The 16,745-nt window shown below is 42.3% G+C and carries 16 protein-coding genes; 11 read left to right on the top strand and 5 right to left on the bottom strand.

Features of this window, described 5'->3' with window-relative positions; all coding sequences use genetic code 11:
- Positions 1-49 precede the first annotated feature (49 nt).
- Both FEM33_RS08045 and FEM33_RS08050 read left to right on the top strand, forming a co-directional pair.
- Complete coding sequence (locus tag FEM33_RS08045) at positions 50-511, top strand: hypothetical protein (RefSeq protein WP_139011524.1); 462 nt, start codon at positions 50-52, stop codon at positions 509-511.
- 390 nt (positions 512-901) lie between these two features.
- Positions 902-1,783, top strand: a complete 882-nt coding sequence (locus FEM33_RS08050; RefSeq protein WP_229214140.1) for a DUF8428 domain-containing protein — start codon at positions 902-904, stop codon at positions 1,781-1,783.
- Between the two features lie 102 nt (positions 1,784-1,885).
- On the opposite strand, the gene FEM33_RS08055 is transcribed toward FEM33_RS08050, so the two are convergent.
- The 4 genes from FEM33_RS08055 to FEM33_RS08070 all read right to left on the bottom strand — a co-directional run bounded on the left by FEM33_RS08055 (position 1,886) and on the right by FEM33_RS08070 (position 5,465).
- Positions 1,886-2,779 (bottom strand): polyphosphate kinase 2 family protein, encoded by an 894-nt coding sequence (locus FEM33_RS08055; protein ID WP_139011526.1) that lies wholly within the window; start codon positions 2,777-2,779, stop codon positions 1,886-1,888.
- A gap of 30 nt (positions 2,780-2,809) precedes the next feature.
- Positions 2,810-3,388, bottom strand: a complete 579-nt coding sequence (rdgB, locus tag FEM33_RS08060; RefSeq protein WP_139011527.1) for an RdgB/HAM1 family non-canonical purine NTP pyrophosphatase — start codon at positions 3,386-3,388, stop codon at positions 2,810-2,812.
- An 80-nt stretch (positions 3,389-3,468) separates the two neighbouring features.
- A complete protein-coding gene (locus FEM33_RS08065; RefSeq protein WP_139011528.1) occupies positions 3,469-4,377 on the bottom strand; it encodes an FKBP-type peptidyl-prolyl cis-trans isomerase in 909 nt (302 codons plus the stop codon).
- 53 nt (positions 4,378-4,430) lie between these two features.
- Positions 4,431-5,465 (bottom strand): DHH family phosphoesterase, encoded by a 1,035-nt coding sequence (locus tag FEM33_RS08070; protein WP_139011529.1) that lies wholly within the window; start codon positions 5,463-5,465, stop codon positions 4,431-4,433.
- Between the two features lie 201 nt (positions 5,466-5,666).
- Between FEM33_RS08070 and FEM33_RS08075 the strand changes: the two genes are divergently transcribed.
- Positions 5,667-6,086, top strand: coding sequence for a nucleoside-diphosphate kinase (locus tag FEM33_RS08075; RefSeq protein WP_139011530.1), 420 nt, complete (start codon positions 5,667-5,669; stop codon positions 6,084-6,086).
- 51 nt (positions 6,087-6,137) lie between these two features.
- Here FEM33_RS08075 and FEM33_RS08080 read toward each other — a convergent pair whose 3' ends face one another.
- The gene (locus FEM33_RS08080) at positions 6,138-6,650 is read right to left on the bottom strand and encodes a fasciclin domain-containing protein (RefSeq protein ID WP_139011531.1); all 513 of its coding nucleotides are present in this window, start codon (positions 6,648-6,650) and stop codon (positions 6,138-6,140) included.
- 95 nt (positions 6,651-6,745) lie between these two features.
- Between FEM33_RS08080 and FEM33_RS08085 the strand changes: the two genes are divergently transcribed.
- The 8 genes from FEM33_RS08085 (at position 6,746) to FEM33_RS08120 (ending at position 16,731) form a co-directional block, all read left to right on the top strand.
- On the top strand, positions 6,746-7,381 hold the full coding sequence (locus FEM33_RS08085; protein WP_139011532.1) for a 3-keto-disaccharide hydrolase: 636 nt from the start codon (positions 6,746-6,748) through the stop codon (positions 7,379-7,381).
- A 294-nt stretch (positions 7,382-7,675) separates the two neighbouring features.
- The gene (locus FEM33_RS08090) at positions 7,676-9,073 is read left to right on the top strand and encodes a histidine kinase (RefSeq protein ID WP_310588812.1); all 1,398 of its coding nucleotides are present in this window, start codon (positions 7,676-7,678) and stop codon (positions 9,071-9,073) included.
- 2 nt (positions 9,074-9,075) lie between these two features.
- On the top strand, positions 9,076-9,858 hold the full coding sequence (locus tag FEM33_RS08095; RefSeq protein WP_139011534.1) for a LytR/AlgR family response regulator transcription factor: 783 nt from the start codon (positions 9,076-9,078) through the stop codon (positions 9,856-9,858).
- A 313-nt stretch (positions 9,859-10,171) separates the two neighbouring features.
- Complete coding sequence (uppS, locus tag FEM33_RS08100) at positions 10,172-10,924, top strand: undecaprenyl pyrophosphate synthase (protein WP_139011535.1); 753 nt, start codon at positions 10,172-10,174, stop codon at positions 10,922-10,924.
- A gap of 6 nt (positions 10,925-10,930) precedes the next feature.
- Positions 10,931-13,525 (top strand): outer membrane protein assembly factor BamA, encoded by a 2,595-nt coding sequence (gene bamA / locus FEM33_RS08105; RefSeq protein WP_139011536.1) that lies wholly within the window; start codon positions 10,931-10,933, stop codon positions 13,523-13,525.
- A gap of 52 nt (positions 13,526-13,577) precedes the next feature.
- On the top strand, positions 13,578-14,219 hold the full coding sequence (locus FEM33_RS08110; RefSeq protein WP_139011537.1) for an OmpH/Skp family outer membrane protein: 642 nt from the start codon (positions 13,578-13,580) through the stop codon (positions 14,217-14,219).
- A gap of 11 nt (positions 14,220-14,230) precedes the next feature.
- Positions 14,231-14,884: an OmpH/Skp family outer membrane protein gene (locus tag FEM33_RS08115; RefSeq protein WP_138282797.1), complete on the top strand. Its 654-nt coding sequence runs from the start codon at positions 14,231-14,233 to the stop codon at positions 14,882-14,884.
- A gap of 251 nt (positions 14,885-15,135) precedes the next feature.
- Entirely contained in the window at positions 15,136-16,731 is a 1,596-nt protein-coding gene (locus FEM33_RS08120; RefSeq protein WP_139011538.1) for a hypothetical protein, read from the top strand.
- Positions 16,732-16,745 lie beyond the last annotated feature (14 nt).

Genomic DNA, 16,745 nt, shown 5'->3' on the forward strand with positions numbered 1-16,745 from the left:
AAACAAGGAGGAAGAAAGGACGGCAAATACCTATTTTGATTTAAAGGGATTGATCGAGAATCAAATTGTTTACCTGAGTGAAAGAAAGCCGAAGGTTACAAAAACGATTGTACTGAACGGCAAAAAAGAAGTAAGTTCAACCGCGAGCATAAATTGGCAGAAAGAACTTGAATTGTTTATGCAGGCCGACATCAATAAGCCCGCATTCAAGAACAGTTATTCCACTGTTAAAAGAAGCGAATCGGAATTGGAATATGTGATCAGGAACGGAGAAGACCTGAATGTACGCTTTCTGAAGATCAGGATGGATACCTTGCAGAAACAGCCTTACTTCATTCAGGCGCTGATTAAATCTGAAAACAAGATATATAATTCTGAAAAATACATTGAATTAACTTTTGCGAATAAAAATAATGAATGGCATCCAGTTTCCTACTCGGTAAAAGGTCATCAAAAACTGTTAATGATGGATCCGAAGTCATTTGATATTTCTGCAAAAATAGGATTATAACAGGTTTGATTTTTGTGAATGATTGTTCTGTTGCTCCATAGATTGGGGAAACTTTACCCAAAACAAATTGCATAATATAATTTTACGATGCCGGGTTCCAGAATTTTTTGATTCAGCCTTTTTATCAGGAATAAGCCAAAGTACAAGGTTATGCACATTTGTAGTATTGGTTTTATGCCGGTTTATGGCACTTTGGTTACATCTTTTCTCATCTTTATTTTAACAGGCATAAATTTAGAAGCTAAGTTGGTACAGTCATGAGACTTGAAGTGTTTCTTTTAACATGTAAACCAAACCATTAAGTAAATCTTTAAATCAATGCAACCAGAACAAAAAAATAAGCAAAGTATAGCATGGGCAATGGTAGTTGTCCTTGGATTAGCAACAGCTATGTTCGGCTATTTGTTTACCACACAAAAAAGTGAACTCACACAGCAGGAATCATTGGTTGTTGAAAAAGCCAGAGAATTGGCTGTGACCAAAACTAAACTTGATTCTATTTCAACCGTTCTTGATTCCAAAATTGCTGAGATCGAAAGACTTGGCGGTGACGTAACGGAGCTTACAAAGGTTAAGGAGCAACTTGAAAAAGACAAGCTGGCGTTCAGCAGAAGCAAGAAAGTCGAAACAAACAAATACCTTGGAAAGATCAAGGAATACGAAAAATTCCTGGCTGAAAAGGATGAAATGATTGCGCAGCTGAAAGCTGAAAATGAGCATCTGGTTGCTTCCAACGATTCGCTTAGTACGCATGTAGGAACACTTACAAGCGAGCGTGAAAGACTGGTTCAGCGCCAGGCAGAATTGACTGATTCGGTTGTAACTTTTACCGAGGCAAATAAAGAGCTTAGCGCCAAAGTAAGCAGAGCAGCAGCTTTGAAAGCACAGAACCTGAAAATCCTTACTGTAAATTCAAGAGGAAAAGTAAAGGAAAAGGACGAATACAAATCCAGCCGTGTTGATAAAATCAAACTTGTATTTAACCTTCCTGAAAATGACCTTACTGCACAGGAAGCAAAAGATATCTATGTAAGAGTACTTGATCCGGAAGGAGCTGTCCTTGCAGATAATGCAACTGGTTCAGGAGAATTTGAAATTGATGGAGCGCCTTCAAAATTCACAGCACGTGAATCCGTAGCTTTCCAGAACAACAACCAGAAAGTTGAAATGTTATATGATAATTCTTCCCAGTTCCGTCCGGGAAAATATAATGTGGAACTATATGCAGAAGGTTATAAAATTGGTGGCGGAAATTTCACCATCAAGAAATAAGGAATAACTTCACACCATGCATAGCTATCAAAGGCAACTGACCAGTTCAGTTGCCTTCTTTGTTTTATATGAACAGTGCAATTTGCTTAGGTTTATGCATTGTTAGGAAGCTTCATTCTGCTTATTGATGACATCGATATATGTCCTTAACTCTTTGGCTCTTTCAGGGCCGACATCCGGAAATGACATATCCATTTTTTTGAGTTCTTCCACAATAATTTTGGCAACTGTCAGGCGCATGTTCTTTTTGTCATCTGCCGGAATTACAAACCATGGCGCCTTCTTTGTAGCCGTCTGGTTGATACAGTCTTCATAAGCCTGCATATATTCATCCCATTTATCACGGATTTTCACATCCTGTTCTTCGAATTTCCAGTTTTTGGAAGGGTCCTCAATTCTTTCAATCAGTCGTTCGGCCTGTTCTTCCTTCGAAACATTCAGAAAGAACTTGATGACCCGGATGCCGTTTCTATAAAGGTATTTTTCAAGGTTCCGTATATCAGAGTATCTGTTTTTAAAAACCTTTTCAAGATCGTCGGTAAGTTCGGCCGGAAGCCTTTGCGCATTCCGAAGGATATCCGGTTCTACTTTAACAACCAGTACTTCTTCATAATAGCTGCGGTTGAATATGGTTATTGTACCTCGCTGCGGCATCACAAGATTGGTTCTCCATAAGAAATCATGGCTGAGTTCCGTTTCGGTCGGACGCTTAAAAGAATGGATTTTAATTCCGACCGGATTTACGCCGGATATTACATTTTTGATCGTTCCGTCCTTACCGGATGCATCCATCGCCTGAAAAATGACCAGCAAACCGTAGCGGTTATGTGCATACATCATACTTTGCAGCTCATCCATTTCTTTTGCCGATTCAATCTGCATTTCTTCGTACTCTTCCCTGTTGTCGTAAAGATCCTTGAACCTTGTTTTGGCTTTCTTAATGTCGAATTTTTTTGTTCCGTCAATCCGGTACTCGTCTATATCAAAATGGGCCATAGTTTGTTTGTTTAATGATGTAAATTTTGCCTAACGGACTTGCATCAAAAAGCCTACCAGTTTTGAAAATGCAAGTCCTCTGTGGCTCAATGCCGACTTTTCCTGCATACTCATTTCTGCAAAAGTCCGGTCAAAACCATCCGGAACAAAAATGGGATCATACCCGAAACCGTTTGTGCCCCGCCTTTCAGAAATAATCCGGCCGTTTACAACGCCTTCAAACTGATGATAAACGCCGTCCAGCACAAGTGTAATTACCGTAACAAACCTGGATGCGCGGTTATCATTATGATGAAGTTTTTCAATCAGTAGATCCATATTGTCATCGGCATTCCGCTGAGGTCCGGCATAGCGGGCAGATTTTACACCCGGTTCTCCGTTCAGTGCAGCAACTTCCAGCCCGGAATCATCCGCAAAGCAACTGATACCAAAGTTTTTCCAGACAAACTCGGCTTTGGCTTTTGAATTTTCAGCAATGGTTTCATAGGGTTCGGGAATATCCGTATTGCAGCCGATTTCGGATAAAGTTACCAGTTCGAACTGATTGCCGAGTAAAGCCTGTATTTCTTCAAGTTTATGAAGGTTATTTGTCGCAAAGCAGAGTTTCATATCTTTTTATCAAAATGTTTTACACAAAAAAACGGCTGCTTTTGTGAAGCAGCCGCATAAAGTAATATTTTTAATCCGTATTATTTTGCGGGAGGAGCAATTTGCGGTCCGGCAGCAGGCGTAGCTGGTCCTTTGCTGAAATCGATCAGTTCCATTTCAAACTGCAATACAGAATTGCCCGGAATCGGTCCGTAAGCCTCAGGTCCGTAAGCAAGCCCAGAAGGAATGATCAGTAATCCTTTTTCTCCTTTTTTCATCAGCATAATGCCTTCTTCCCATCCAGGAATAACCATTCCGGCACCAATCTGCAGGTCAAGCGGTTTTCCCTGGTTTTTTGAGCTGTCAAATTCTTTTCCATCCAGAAATTTGCCTGTATAATGAACTTTGACGTTATCGCCGGCCACAGGGCTTGGGCCGGAACCTTCAACCTGAGGGATATAGTACAAACCGGAGGCCGTTTTGCGTGCTTTTGCTTTCAGATTGTTTTTGGCAAGATAATCTTCAATTACTTTGGCATCAACTCCTTTTTGCTTGCCGCTGGCTTCCGACTGCTGTTTCTGGAATTCTTCGGAAGTAAGTACGCTCAGAACTTTTACTGTAAAGCTGAGTTCAGATCCTTTTTTGATCATCGGCGGCATCGGCTGCATCATTTTTGCAAACAAGGTATCCGCATTGATCAGGAATTTGGCGCTGTCTCCGGCAGATAACATGGCCAGTCCTTCTTCAAAGCTGCCTTTGAACGGCGGTGCCTGTAAAACCATTTTTACTGGATTGCCTTCTTTATATGTATCGCGGAGTGTGGAATCGCTTCCATTTTTCAAAACCAGATGGAACGACATGATATCTCCCAGCTTCGCTTTTCTTGAATCATCTTCGTGTTCAAAAACCTGATATTTAAGGCCGTTTTCAGTAACCTGCGTACGATATTTGTTGCAAGCGGCTGCGAGAATAGTTATGCCCATCGCATAACCGATTGTTTTAAGATTCATTGGATTGTGTTAATTAAAAAATATAGGTTAGATTTTGAAGTTATAATATAAGTTTAGTCAACGTTTAAAAGAGCTTCCTGGTATAAAGGCAGAATATTTAAAAAAGTTGCAACCGTTTCATTTACTGTTTGTTCCGATCTTCCGCCCGAGGCATTTTTATGCCCGCCGCCGTTGAAATAACTGCTTGCAAGATCTCTTACCGAGAATGTCCCGACCGAACGGAATGAAATTTTCACTTCTCCTTTTCTTTCAATAAACATGGCGGACATGACAACATTTTCAACCTGCAGTCCGTAATTTACAATTCCCTCGGTTTCGCCGGTACTCGAATTGAACCTTTGCAGTTCCGATTCGGTCAGGACCATGTATGCAGTCCGGTACTCAGGAAGCACAACAAGCTTTTGAGAAAGTACATAACCCAGAAACTGAAGACGGGAAAGCGGCGCATTGTCATAAATCAGCCTGTGAACACGGCTGGAATCAAAACCCGTAAGCATCAGATCAGCAACCGCCAGATGAACTTGCGGGGTTACATTTCCATGCCGGAACGAGCCGGTATCCGTCATAATGCCTGCATACAGGCATTCTGCCATCGGAATATCAAAAATCACATCAGCCGGCTTGTTGCCTTCCAGTTCTTTAATCAGCGCATATACAAGCTGTGCAGTTGCCGCCGCCGTTGTATCCCAGAACATCCATTTGGCAAATTGCTCCGGTTCCAGGTGATGATCAATCATCATTTTGGGCGCAGCAGCTTCCTGAACGACTTTTCCAAGATCTTTGAGACGCGAAAGGGCAGAAAAATCAAGGCAGCAGATCAGCGTCGCCTCTTCAATTCTTCTTTTGCATTTCACCTGATCGCCGGCCTTTTCGTAAACAAGCACATTTTCAATACCGGAAAGCCAGCGCAGATTGGCCGTGTACTCGGTCGGACTGATAACCGTTACATAGTGACCTTTTTTGATTAAATAACTTGCCCAGCCCAACGAAGAACCCAATGCATCTGCATCCGGATCACGATGCGTCGTAATTATGATTTTTTGGGGAAGGGATAAAAAAGAGCTTAACTCCTTAAAGGCTTGATTCACAATTATTTAATTCAAAAGGAGAATTTATTGTTTTCATTGAGATCCCAAAATTAATAAAACTGTTGGGATTTGCTCAATGTTAAACACTAAAGGCTGGTTATCAGTATATGTTTTATACCGCAGAACGGTTAGTAATGAAAGGATCGGGAATATAAATTGAAAAATTGTAGTTTTGCATCCAAAATAAATTTAGCAGATCTTATGCCGACAAATAAAACTTTTACCATGATTAAGCCGGATGCCGTTCTTGACGGTCATACGGGTTCTATTATTAAAATGATCGAGGCAGCCGGGTTCCGTGTTGTTGCTCTGAAGAAAACACAGCTTACGCCGGAACTTGCCGGGAAGTTTTATGAAGTGCATAAAGAACGTCCTTTTTACAACAATTTATGCAAGTATATGTCTTCCGGGCCGATCATTCCGATTATTCTGGAAAAAGAAAATGCGGTTGCTGATTTCCGTACGCTGATCGGCGCTACAAATCCTGCCAATGCAGAGGAAGGCACAATCCGTAAACTGTATGCAAAGTCTATGGAAGCCAATGCCATTCACGGTTCGGATTCAGACGAAAATGCTGAAATTGAAGGGAATTTCTTTTTTGCCCGTACCGAGCAATTCTGATTTTCAAACATATAAAAGAGGGCCGGACTGATTTTCAGTCCGGCCCTCTTTTTAATATCTGACCACAACGCTGTCTATAACATGGATGATGCCATTGGCTGCATTCACATTTCTGATTATAATATCCGATTTGTTGACGGAAAGCGTGCTGTCCATTCGGGTAATTGACAATGTATTTTTATTCAGTGAAACCTGAGAGCCGGGCGTAAGCTGTGAAAAGCTGAGCCTTTGTTTGGGTATGATATGGCTTTTGAGAAATGAACGTACGGAATCTTTCGGCAACCCGGTCACTGCATCCGAACTGAAAATGCCGGCCTTTCCGAATGAATTGTTATTTGGCGCGAAAACCGTTAATTCGTCCGTCCTCAAAGCGTCGCTCATTTCTGCATAAAGCATAATATCCCGCAGAATACTGAACTGCTCGTTTTCCAGAATAACATCGGTAATTGTTTTGGGTTTTATTCTGTCGTCGTCACCTTCTTTGCAGGAAAAAACAGCTCCTGAAAACAGGACAGCAATTAAAAAAAATGTCAGATAACGCTCTATGCAATGGTTTTTTTTCATAGCTTTCCAATTGATAAATTTCTGTAAATCTAATGGAAAATGTATCCTGGCAGAATTTCTGACCTGAATTTTTTAATCCTAATCCCAAAAATGTTATGTTGAAATTAAGGCAATTGGTTGTCGTTTGTGCTTCCATTTTATTCATCAATTCGGCTTTTCTTGCCGTCAGGGAACCAGCAGCCGGGCCGGAAAAAAAACCGGTAAAACTCTTTAACGGAAAAGACCTGAAAGGCTGGAAAATCAACGGTACCGAAAAATGGTACGTGAAAGACGGTGAACTGGTTTGTGAGAGCGGCCCGGATAAAAAATACGGTTATCTGACTACCGAAAAGTTTTATAAGAACTTTGACCTTTCCCTGAAATTCCTGCAGGAAGCGAACGGTAACAGCGGCGTATTTTTCAGATCGACCGTGGACGGCACGAAGGTTTCAGGATGGCAAGTGGAAGTTGCGCCGCCAAACCACGATACCGGCGGTGTTTACGAATCGTACGGACGCGAATGGCTTGTAAAAATTCCGGATGAAAAAGAAGGGTTTCTGAAAATGGGCGAATGGAATACCTTACGTATCCGCGTGAACGGCGACAAAGTACAGACCTGGCTGAACGGAAATGAAATGGTTGATTTCAATGACGAAAAAATCGGTGCTGCCAACGGTTCCATTGCATTGCAGATTCATGACGGAGGCGGAATAAAAGTACGCTGGAAAGACATTATGGTCGAAGAACTATAAAAAAGCATACACTTTCACTCCGAAAGAAAACAGGTTCATTCCGGTGAAACCTGCAGTTCGTCGGAAATGATTTCGCTGCGGGCTTCATAGCTGATAGATTTGTGTTAAAAAAGCACATATGCTGTCAGTTATGAAGCCTTTTTGTTTTTAAATCCTGTCAAATCCGTAAAAAATAACAATAAGATACTTTCCTGAATGTGTCTTTATCAAGAACCGAAATGAGCCCGGATGCAATGTTGATCAGTAACGCTTTATCAGTATAAAATGGAGGACAAGGGAACAAAGCGGTTGCGTATGAAGGCTTCCTCACTGGACGGACGGGATTTCAGCAATATGGATCTGGAAAATGCAGATTTCAGTTTTTCCAGTTTAAAGGATATCAACTTCGATGGCGCCAATCTCAGAAATGCCAAACTTCGTTTTTCAGCGCTGGACCGGGCTACGTTCAGGAATACGGATCTCAGAAACGCAGACCTGAGTTTCAGCAGTTTGTCGGATGTGGATTTATCGGAAGCCATGGTGGAAGGAGCGAATTTCAGTTTTACTTCGCATCAGAAATCTTTGAACAAGCTGGATTTCAATCTGATCGGAGCCATACAGAATCAGGGCTGGATCGGAACGCTGATCGCCATTGTGCTGGGTGCAATCATATTGTACGGGATCAATGCCATTGCCTTTTTCACCGCGGAAATTTACTATACGCACGAACCGGTAAGGATCAAGTTATACCAGTACCTCGTTTCGCAGAATATCATAGCCGGTGTTTTTACGATTTTGTTTACCCAGCAATTCACCATGTGGCTGGATATGCTCCTCGACAAGGTTTACATCAAGCACTTGCTACTTTCCCTTGCCATTCTGATCCTGAATAATGCGCTGAGTATTGCAATCTACTTCTTTTTTGGCATCAATATCGTTCGTAAGTACAGGATTATGTACCCGAGCGAAGCCGCTCAAAATGCACCTTGGTACTGGTATATGTGGGGCGCCATTATCGTTGCCAATACATTTTATTATTTCAGCCGGGCCGGAAAGCAGATTTCGAGGAAAATTTCCGATCAGGAATATCAGCTGCTGAATCTCGAAAAACTAAAAACCCGCGCGGAACTCGATGCATTGCAGGCGAGGATCAATCCGCACTTTCTGTACAATTCATTGAACAGCATTGCAAGCCTTGTGCATGATGATCCGGACAGGGCCGAGGAAATGACTTTACTGCTTTCCAGGCTTTTCAGATACACAACGGGCCGCAAGACGAACGATTATTTCGATACCATAGAAAATGAACTGGAAATGGTGGATACTTATCTGAAAGTGGAAAAGGTAAGGTTTGGCGACAGGTTAAAGTTCAATGTGGAAGTAACGGTTGCAGCGCTGAAAGTTTTACAGGTTCCAAAGTTTATCCTGCAGCCCATTGTCGAAAATGCAATCAAGCACGGCATTTCGAAAATGGCCGAGCAGGGAAATATTGTTGTAAAGATTTACGAAAAAGATAATTGGCTGCATCTTTGCGTCAGTGATAACGGGCCGGCATTTCCGGAAAATATGGGAGCCGGTTACGGAATCAAAAGCATTCAGGACAAGCTGAAACTGCTTTATGGTGAAAATGCCAGGCTCGAACTGCACAATGATCCCTGCAAATCCGTCAATATTTCCATCCTGAAAACTGCAATCGACACTTCCCTGAACTGATCATGAACTTTCCGTTAAAAACAATACTGATTGACGACGAACCGCTTGCGCTGAGCCGCCTGCGCAGATTACTGGAAAAACATGCAGACATTTTTTATATCGTATCGGAGGCAAGAAACGGAGCGGAAGGACTGATCGAGATCAACAGGTTTGATCCGGACATTATATTTCTGGATATTGAAATGCCGCTGCTGAACGGATTTGAAATGCTTTCCAAGCTGACCAAAATGCCTTTGGTCGTATTTTCAACGGCTTACGATCAGTATGCAATCCGAGCTTTTGAAGAAAATTCCGTAGACTATCTGTTAAAACCGGTGGAAAATGAGCGGCTGATCAAAACCATTGATAAAATAAGGAATATCATAAATGCCGGGATCAATGCAAACGGAAACGTGAATCCGTATTCTGAAAATCTGATCCGGTTACTGGAAGAAATGAAGCCCAAAAAAGAAATATTTTCACTGTCCGTAAAAACAGGAGACCGCATTCTGCTTATTCCGTTAACGGAAATCACGCATTTTGAAGCCGAAGAAAAATACGTTTTTCTCAATACGCTCGACGGACAGAAATATCTGCTGAATTACACGCTTACTTCGCTGGAAGAAAAACTGCCGCAGCATTACTTGCGCATCAGCCGGGCAGGAATCGTCAATTCACACCATATCAAGGAAATTCAAAAGCATTTTAACGGCAAGTTTATGGTTATTATGCGCGACCGCCGGGCATCCCAGCTCGCCAGCGGCAGTACTTACGGAGAAGTCATCCGTCATCTTCTTGATAATTAATTCGGTTACAGGATCTTCAGCATGAAAATAATGATTTTGATGCCGTAATACTTATTCCTAAATTGCGCCCTGATTTTAAATTCCATTATCATTTTAAGGTTAATCTACTGTTCGTCAGAAGGTTTAAGTTTATTCGGCGCACATTGATTTCTGGAATTTTCCTAAATTCCGTAACAAAATGGGTTCAGACTGCGTATCGGTGAGAGACAAAGTGATTCCTGAAATGCCATTGTGATAAAAATTCCTCAGAATTGGTAAAAGCCTGAAATATTGTTCAATTGTTTGTTAAAAAAGGTTAAAGAGGTCAGGAATAATGAAGGAGCTCATTGATACGGGCAATCTGCCAAAGCACATCGCCGTTATCATGGACGGTAACGGAAGATGGGCCAAAAACCAGGGAGCAGCACGCATATTCGGCCATCGCAATGCGATCAAGGCCGTAAGAGAAGTAACGGAAGGTTGTGCAGAACTTGGAGTTTCATTTTTGACACTCTATGCGTTTTCTACCGAAAACTGGGCACGTCCCGAGTTTGAAGTAAGGGCTTTGATGGAGTTGCTGGTTCAGTCAATCCGAAACGAGCTTCCTACCATGCTCAAAAATAACGTGAAACTGGATACGATAGGAGATACCGAAAGTCTGCCGCGCAGTTGTCAGATACAATTGAAAGAAGCAATTGACGCCACACAGCAGAATACCGGTCTCAACCTGATTCTTGCACTGGGTTACAGCGGTAAATGGGACATTACAAGAGCTGCGAAAAAGATTGCGGAGGATGTTCAGAAAGGAATCCTGCTACCTGAAGAAATCAATGAAGATGTTGTGGCTGCAAACCTTTCAACAAAAGAACGACCTGAAGTGGATCTGATGCTGCGTACCGGCGGCGACCACAGGATCAGCAATTTTCTTTTATGGCAGCTTGCTTACGCCGAACTGTATTTCTATGAAGATCTTTTCTGGCCCGACTTCAGACGTGAACACTTATATGAAGCAATTTTGTCCTACCAGAACAGAGAACGGCGTTTTGGAAAAACAGGTGAACAAATAAAGGAAAACAGTGCCAAGTAGAACAATATGAACCTTGTGAAAAATTTGAATAAACCATTAGCACATCTTAAAGGTACTCTGGCCGTGTTGATGCTTTGCTGCTGTTTCTCGGCACATGCACAGCGTGTTGGCCTGGGCGCTTCCACAAAGCCTGCTGCGCCGGTGGCCAATATGGGAATTGACCCGGCAAACCCTAAGGAATATACCATAGCGGAAGTAACGGTTTCAGGAACGCAGTTTCTGGATCCGAATTCCATGATTTCCATTTCCGGACTGAAACCGGGAGATAAAATCAGGATTCCGGGGCCGGCTGTAACTTCATCCATCAAACGTATGATGGATTTCGGAACGCTTGATGATGTGGAAATCTTGGCTACCAAAATTCAGGAAGAGAAGGTATGGCTTAACATTCATATCAAGGAAAGGCCAAGGCTTTACAAAGTATCTTTTTCAGGAATACGCAAAGGGGAAAGAGAAACGCTGAACGACAAGGTAAAACTGATCAAAGGAAGAGTAATAACACCGACGGTCATTAAAAATACCCAGCTTGTCATCAAGAAATACTATATGGATAAAGGTTTCTACAACACCAAAGTGAAGGTGCTGCAGATTCCGGATTCGACAAGAGGACAGGCGACGCTGAACTTTACAATAACGAAGGGCAAAAAAGTTAAGATTGAAAAAATCAATATTGAGGGAAATACGGCGATAAGTGATAAAATACTTAAACGCAAGATGAAAGGAACGAAGCAGAAAAGAATCGGCCGGCTTTTCAATCCTTCCAAATACATTCCCAAAAAATACGATGAAGACAAGGAAAAGCTGATTGCATATTACCGCAAAAACGGTTACCGGGATGCTACCATAGAATTCGATTCAATCCGTAATGGCGATGAAACCATAAGCATTGACCTGAAAGTGGATGAAGGTTCCAAATACTTTTACCGTGATATAACCTGGTCTGGAAATTATCTTTATACGTCCAAATACCTTGGTGAAAGGCTCGGTATCAAAAAAGGGGATGTTTATAATCCGGAAGAACTTGACAAGAAGATCAACGGTATTCCCGGAGGAGATGTGAGCTCCATTTATATGGACGATGGTTATCTGTATTTCCGGATCGAGCCGACTGAAAAAGCCGTTGAGGGTGATTCAATTGATGTTGAACTCCGGATGTTTGAAGGAAAACAGGCAACAATCAACCGCATTCTGCTGAACGGAAATACCAAAACCAGCGACCGCGTTGTGTTAAGGGAACTTTTTACATTGCCTGGACAGAAATTCAGCAAGACGGAAATTATCAATACGCAGCGTCAGTTGTCCCAGATGGGCTATTTTGATCCTGAGAAAATCCAGATCAATCCGATCCCGAATCAGGCAGACGGAACGGTTGATATTGAATATACCGTAGAGGAAAAACCTTCTGACCAGATTGAATTGTCCGGTGGATGGGGTGGTTACATCGGTTTTGTAGGAACGCTTGGTTTGGTATTCAATAACTTCTCTTTGAAAAATATCCCGAATCGTGAAACATGGAGACCTTTGCCTTCCGGCGACGGACAAAAACTTTCATTGCGTTTTCAGGCAAACGGTAAGCAATACCAGACGTATTCGCTTTCATTCAGCGAGCCGTGGCTTGGAGGAAAAAAACCGATCAACTTCGGTGTTTCCCTTCAGCGTACTGTTTACAGAATGACAGATTATAATTCTATTTACACAACCGGGCTGAATGGCGGAGGCCTGAACTACCGCGGCGGATATTTCAACAATGGAATTACCTTATCGCTTGGCCGCCGTCTTAAAGAACCGGATCGTAACCTTGTGATGACGCACTCGCTTTCATATCAGCGGTACAGGCTGGATGATCTGGATATTTTCAGGATCGGATACAGCAACGGTGTGTCAAATAACATTTCGTTTAATACCACCATTTCGAGGAACACGCTAAGTGATTTCCAGTTTCCGAGAAGCGGAAGCAATATTTCTTTAAGCGGAACATTTACGCCGCCTTATTCAGCTTTAAGGAAAAAGGATTTTGTAGACAAAACCGATACTTACCGCTGGGTTGAATACCATAAATGGATGTTTGATGCCAGTTACTATGCAACAATTACCGGAAAGCTTGTGTTAAGTGCACGTACGCACATGGGTTTCCTGGGCGCATACGGCGACAAAGTAGGGTACAGCCCGTTCGGACGTTTTATTGTGGGTGGTTCCGGACTTGCCGGTCAGGGTTCGTTCTCGCTGGCTGACCAGGATATCATCGGCCTTCGCGGTTATCAGGATCAGAAAGTGGGCCCTTTGGCAGCAAACGGTTATCCGGCATCCGGTGGCGGTATTGTTTATAACAAGTATGTAATGGAACTTCGTTATCCGGTTTCACTAAACCCGCAGGCAACGATATTTATTCTCGGATTTGCCGAAGGCGGTAACAACTGGGGAACATATAAGGAGTTTAACCCGTTTGATCTTAAGCGTTCTGCGGGTGTCGGTGCTCGTATTTTTATGCCGGCGTTCGGTCTGCTGGGAATCGACTGGGGATACGGATTTGACAGAATACAAGGCGAGTCGAAACGAAGCGGTCCTCAGTTCCATTTTACCATTGGACAACAGATCAGATAATATCCGGGCCAGAAGTTTCGTTAAGAAGTTTGCAAATTGTTACCTCTCTGCCATGAAGAAGTTTTTTATTTTACTAGTTTTGTCAATTCTATGTGGATCAGCGTCATGGGCGCAGAAAATTGGTTATACCGACATGGAATTTATAACCAGTAAAATGCCTGAGTATCAGTTGGCCCAAACGGAAATGAAGAAGTTTTCCGAAAAGTGGGCAAAAGAAATTCAGGATAAATTTGCTGAAATAGACCGGATGCAGCGGGCTTATATGGCCGAAGAAATTCTGCTGACTGAAGATCTGAAAAGAACAAGGCAAAATGAAATAAAGGAAAAAGAACTGGAAGCCGGAGAATACAACAGTAAAATCTTTGGTATGGAAGGTTTACTTTTTCAGAAGAAGAAAGAACTGATGAAACCTGTTCTTGAAAAAGTGCAGAGAGCAGTAACCAAGGTTTGCAGCCAGCGGCGTCTTGACTTTATGTTTGATAAATCCAGCGACATCGGTATGCTCTACACAAATCCCAAACACGATTATTCGGATTATGTAATGGAAGAACTGGGGATTGATCCCAAGAACAACAAATCCGGAAATGAAGAAAAGGTAAGCAGAACAGATGAACCGGAACAGACACAGACAAAAGTACCAACACCAACACAGAACTCACCAAAACAAAAAAGTAGAACCAGTAAACTTAAATAAGTAACAAAGCAATGAAACAACGATTGATAGCTTTTATGGTCTTGATGGCCATTGTCACAACTCCTCTTTTAGCTCAAACAACCCCTGCAAGCGGACTTACAAAAATCGGTTATACAAATGTTGATTATGTAATCAGCAAACTTCCCGAAAGCAAAGTAATGCAGAATCAGCTGGAAGTTACAAAGGCGCAGTTGGACAAAGCACTGGGAGAGACATATAAAGAAGCACAGGAAAAATATGAAGCGTACCAAAAAAACGGTGCGAACATGACTGATGTAATCCGTGCGGACAAAGAAAAGGAATTGCAGAATCTGCAGACCAGAATTCAGGAAATGCAGAACAACGCACAGACTTCTCTGCAAACCAAGCAACAGCAACTTCTGGAACCGATCCTGACAAAAGTGAACAACGCCATTCAGGAAGTTGGTAAAGAAAGCGGTTTCCTTTACATCCTGAACATGGATGCAGGACAGGGAACAACACCGATCATCTTGTTTGCAGCATCGGAAGAAAACAATGCAACCAACCTGATCCTGAGAAAACTGGGTGTAGATCCTGACAAAGTAGAGGCAGCAGCACCAGCAGCAACTGCACCGGCAAAGCCGGCAACTACTCCGGCAACAACAGCTCCGGCTACATCTACAACAACGCCTAAGAAAAAATAAACAAAGGCGTATTGAACTTAAAATACCGGAGAGCAGTCATTGATCAGGCTGCTCTCCGGTATTTTTGCTTTGTAGCAGATTGTATAAAGGTAAGGCCCTGTTTTGACAGGAAGCATTTCTTTTAAGGGGAAATCTTTTCCGGGCCGGATTTCAATTTTTAAGTAATCACAATGCTTTTATATAGGATTTGTTAGTTTTGCGTTAAGATCAAAGTATTCTTCACCCTTAGAATTAATTATATTTTTTGCGTTATGATTATCAAACACCTTCATAAAATACTGATACTTCTGACCACATTTCTTTTATTTACAAAGGTTCAGGGACAGGATAATATGAAAAGTTCTGTAGCCGGTCCTTTACAAATTATTTTTCCGGCCGAAACCGACTGGAATGTATTGCAAGAGGGAAAAGAAATCAATTTTCATTTACAGACAAAAGGTGGGAAAAGCGATTCCGTTACTTACAGCATCAGCAGCGGGCAGATCAAGGAAATGAGTTTTGATTCAGCGGGACATTTTGTGTGGACGCCTTCCTTTGATATAGCGGACCGTATCAATACTTCGAAATCATTCCCGATTGTGTTTGAGGCGCAGACTTCTTCCGGTGAAAGTGCTTCGCGCGAAGTCGTGTTCAAGGTAATGCATGTAAACCGCGCTCCTCAGGTTGATGAGCTTAAACCGTTTTATGTGCAGTACAAAACTCAGAATATTTATAAAATAGATATAGGATCCATTCGCGACCCAGATGGCGATCCCATTGTATTTATCCCGATTCTGGAGGAAATGCCGGAAGGAATGAAGCTTACTGCTGCCGGAGAAATTATATGGGAACCTTCAACGAATCAGTTCAGCACACTGAAAAAAAGTCCCAGATATATAGAATTCTATGTGGAAGACCAGCCTTCAAAGGCAAGGGCAAAAGGCCGTCTGAAGCTGGATATCACGCAAATGGACCTTGCGCCTGATTTTACGATCATACCTCAGAATTCGGTTATAAACAGTGCTGAAAACAACCGGATCAACCTGAGATTTACATTGTCCGATCCAAACGGAGAAGACGATATTGTTACTTTCAACTTTATTTCCGAAAACAAGAAAGTGCCTTCCGAAGCATTGGTGAAGAATACAGCTACAAGCTATGAATTCATTTGGGAGCCGGGTTATAATTTTGTTAAAGATCCGTTTGATACGCTGGCTTTTAACATTACTTTTTATGTACTGGACAAAGCGCAGAATAAAAAAGAGCGCACGGTCCATTTTGTAATCAAGAATACAGTGGATGAAAGTGTGCGTGACAACTATGTTTATAATTTGTACCGCGGTGCTTTGGTAAATGCCTGGGGACTTCTGGAACAAATGACAGAGAAAGAAGGAGAATTGAAAAAGGCTTATTCCAAAGCTAAAAAAGGCAAAAGAAGCCGTTCTCTATTGAATGCTTCGCTTGGTGCAACAACCGGTCTGGCGCCGGTAGTTGCAACGGATCAGAATGTAAGAGGTTACATCACTACAATCGGTGGAACAACGGTGGCAACGGTCGGAACGCTGGAAGCAACCGAAGTAATCGGTAAATCCGTTAACGGGTTACTGGACCGGTTCAATTATGTCATGCAGAAAAAGAATGAACTTCAGAACAAAGGAGATGTATTCGCAAGAGAGTATTCACAGAAATCGGCAAGACGACAGCCGGACTTTATCCGCAAACTCGATGAATTCAAGTCTCTGATGAATCTGAGCGGTTTGGTTGCGCTGGAACTGGATGCAAACTGGGAAAACAAAAAAGAAGCTACGGACACCGCAATCAAGAAGGCCTTCAAGGATTTTATTCCGCTGACCAAGGATGACAATTAGGTTAAGGTAAAAAG

The sequence above is a fragment of the Dyadobacter flavalbus genome, assembly GCF_006149045.1.
Classification (GTDB): domain Bacteria; phylum Bacteroidota; class Bacteroidia; order Cytophagales; family Spirosomataceae; genus Dyadobacter; species Dyadobacter flavalbus.

What these genes read in the sequence shown, in the direction of transcription:
- rdgB (WP_139011527.1), bottom strand. Translation starts at nt 3,388, where the DNA reads ATGAAACTCTGCTTTGCGACAAATAACCTTCATAAACTTGAAGAAATA.
- FEM33_RS08120 (WP_139011538.1), top strand. Translation starts at nt 15,136, where the DNA reads ATGATTATCAAACACCTTCATAAAATACTGATACTTCTGACCACATTT.
- FEM33_RS08115 (WP_138282797.1), top strand. Translation starts at nt 14,231, where the DNA reads ATGAAACAACGATTGATAGCTTTTATGGTCTTGATGGCCATTGTCACA.
- FEM33_RS08085 (WP_139011532.1), top strand. Translation starts at nt 6,746, where the DNA reads ATGTTGAAATTAAGGCAATTGGTTGTCGTTTGTGCTTCCATTTTATTC.
- FEM33_RS08075 (WP_139011530.1), top strand. Translation starts at nt 5,667, where the DNA reads ATGCCGACAAATAAAACTTTTACCATGATTAAGCCGGATGCCGTTCTT.
- FEM33_RS08050 (WP_229214140.1), top strand. Translation starts at nt 902, where the DNA reads ATGTTCGGCTATTTGTTTACCACACAAAAAAGTGAACTCACACAGCAG.
- FEM33_RS08055 (WP_139011526.1), bottom strand. Translation starts at nt 2,779, where the DNA reads ATGGCCCATTTTGATATAGACGAGTACCGGATTGACGGAACAAAAAAA.
- FEM33_RS08065 (WP_139011528.1), bottom strand. Translation starts at nt 4,377, where the DNA reads ATGAATCTTAAAACAATCGGTTATGCGATGGGCATAACTATTCTCGCA.
- bamA (WP_139011536.1), top strand. Translation starts at nt 10,931, where the DNA reads ATGAACCTTGTGAAAAATTTGAATAAACCATTAGCACATCTTAAAGGT.
- FEM33_RS08110 (WP_139011537.1), top strand. Translation starts at nt 13,578, where the DNA reads ATGAAGAAGTTTTTTATTTTACTAGTTTTGTCAATTCTATGTGGATCA.
- FEM33_RS08095 (WP_139011534.1), top strand. Translation starts at nt 9,076, where the DNA reads ATGAACTTTCCGTTAAAAACAATACTGATTGACGACGAACCGCTTGCG.
- FEM33_RS08090 (WP_310588812.1), top strand. Translation starts at nt 7,676, where the DNA reads ATGAAGGCTTCCTCACTGGACGGACGGGATTTCAGCAATATGGATCTG.
- FEM33_RS08080 (WP_139011531.1), bottom strand. Translation starts at nt 6,650, where the DNA reads ATGAAAAAAAACCATTGCATAGAGCGTTATCTGACATTTTTTTTAATT.
- uppS (WP_139011535.1), top strand. Translation starts at nt 10,172, where the DNA reads ATGAAGGAGCTCATTGATACGGGCAATCTGCCAAAGCACATCGCCGTT.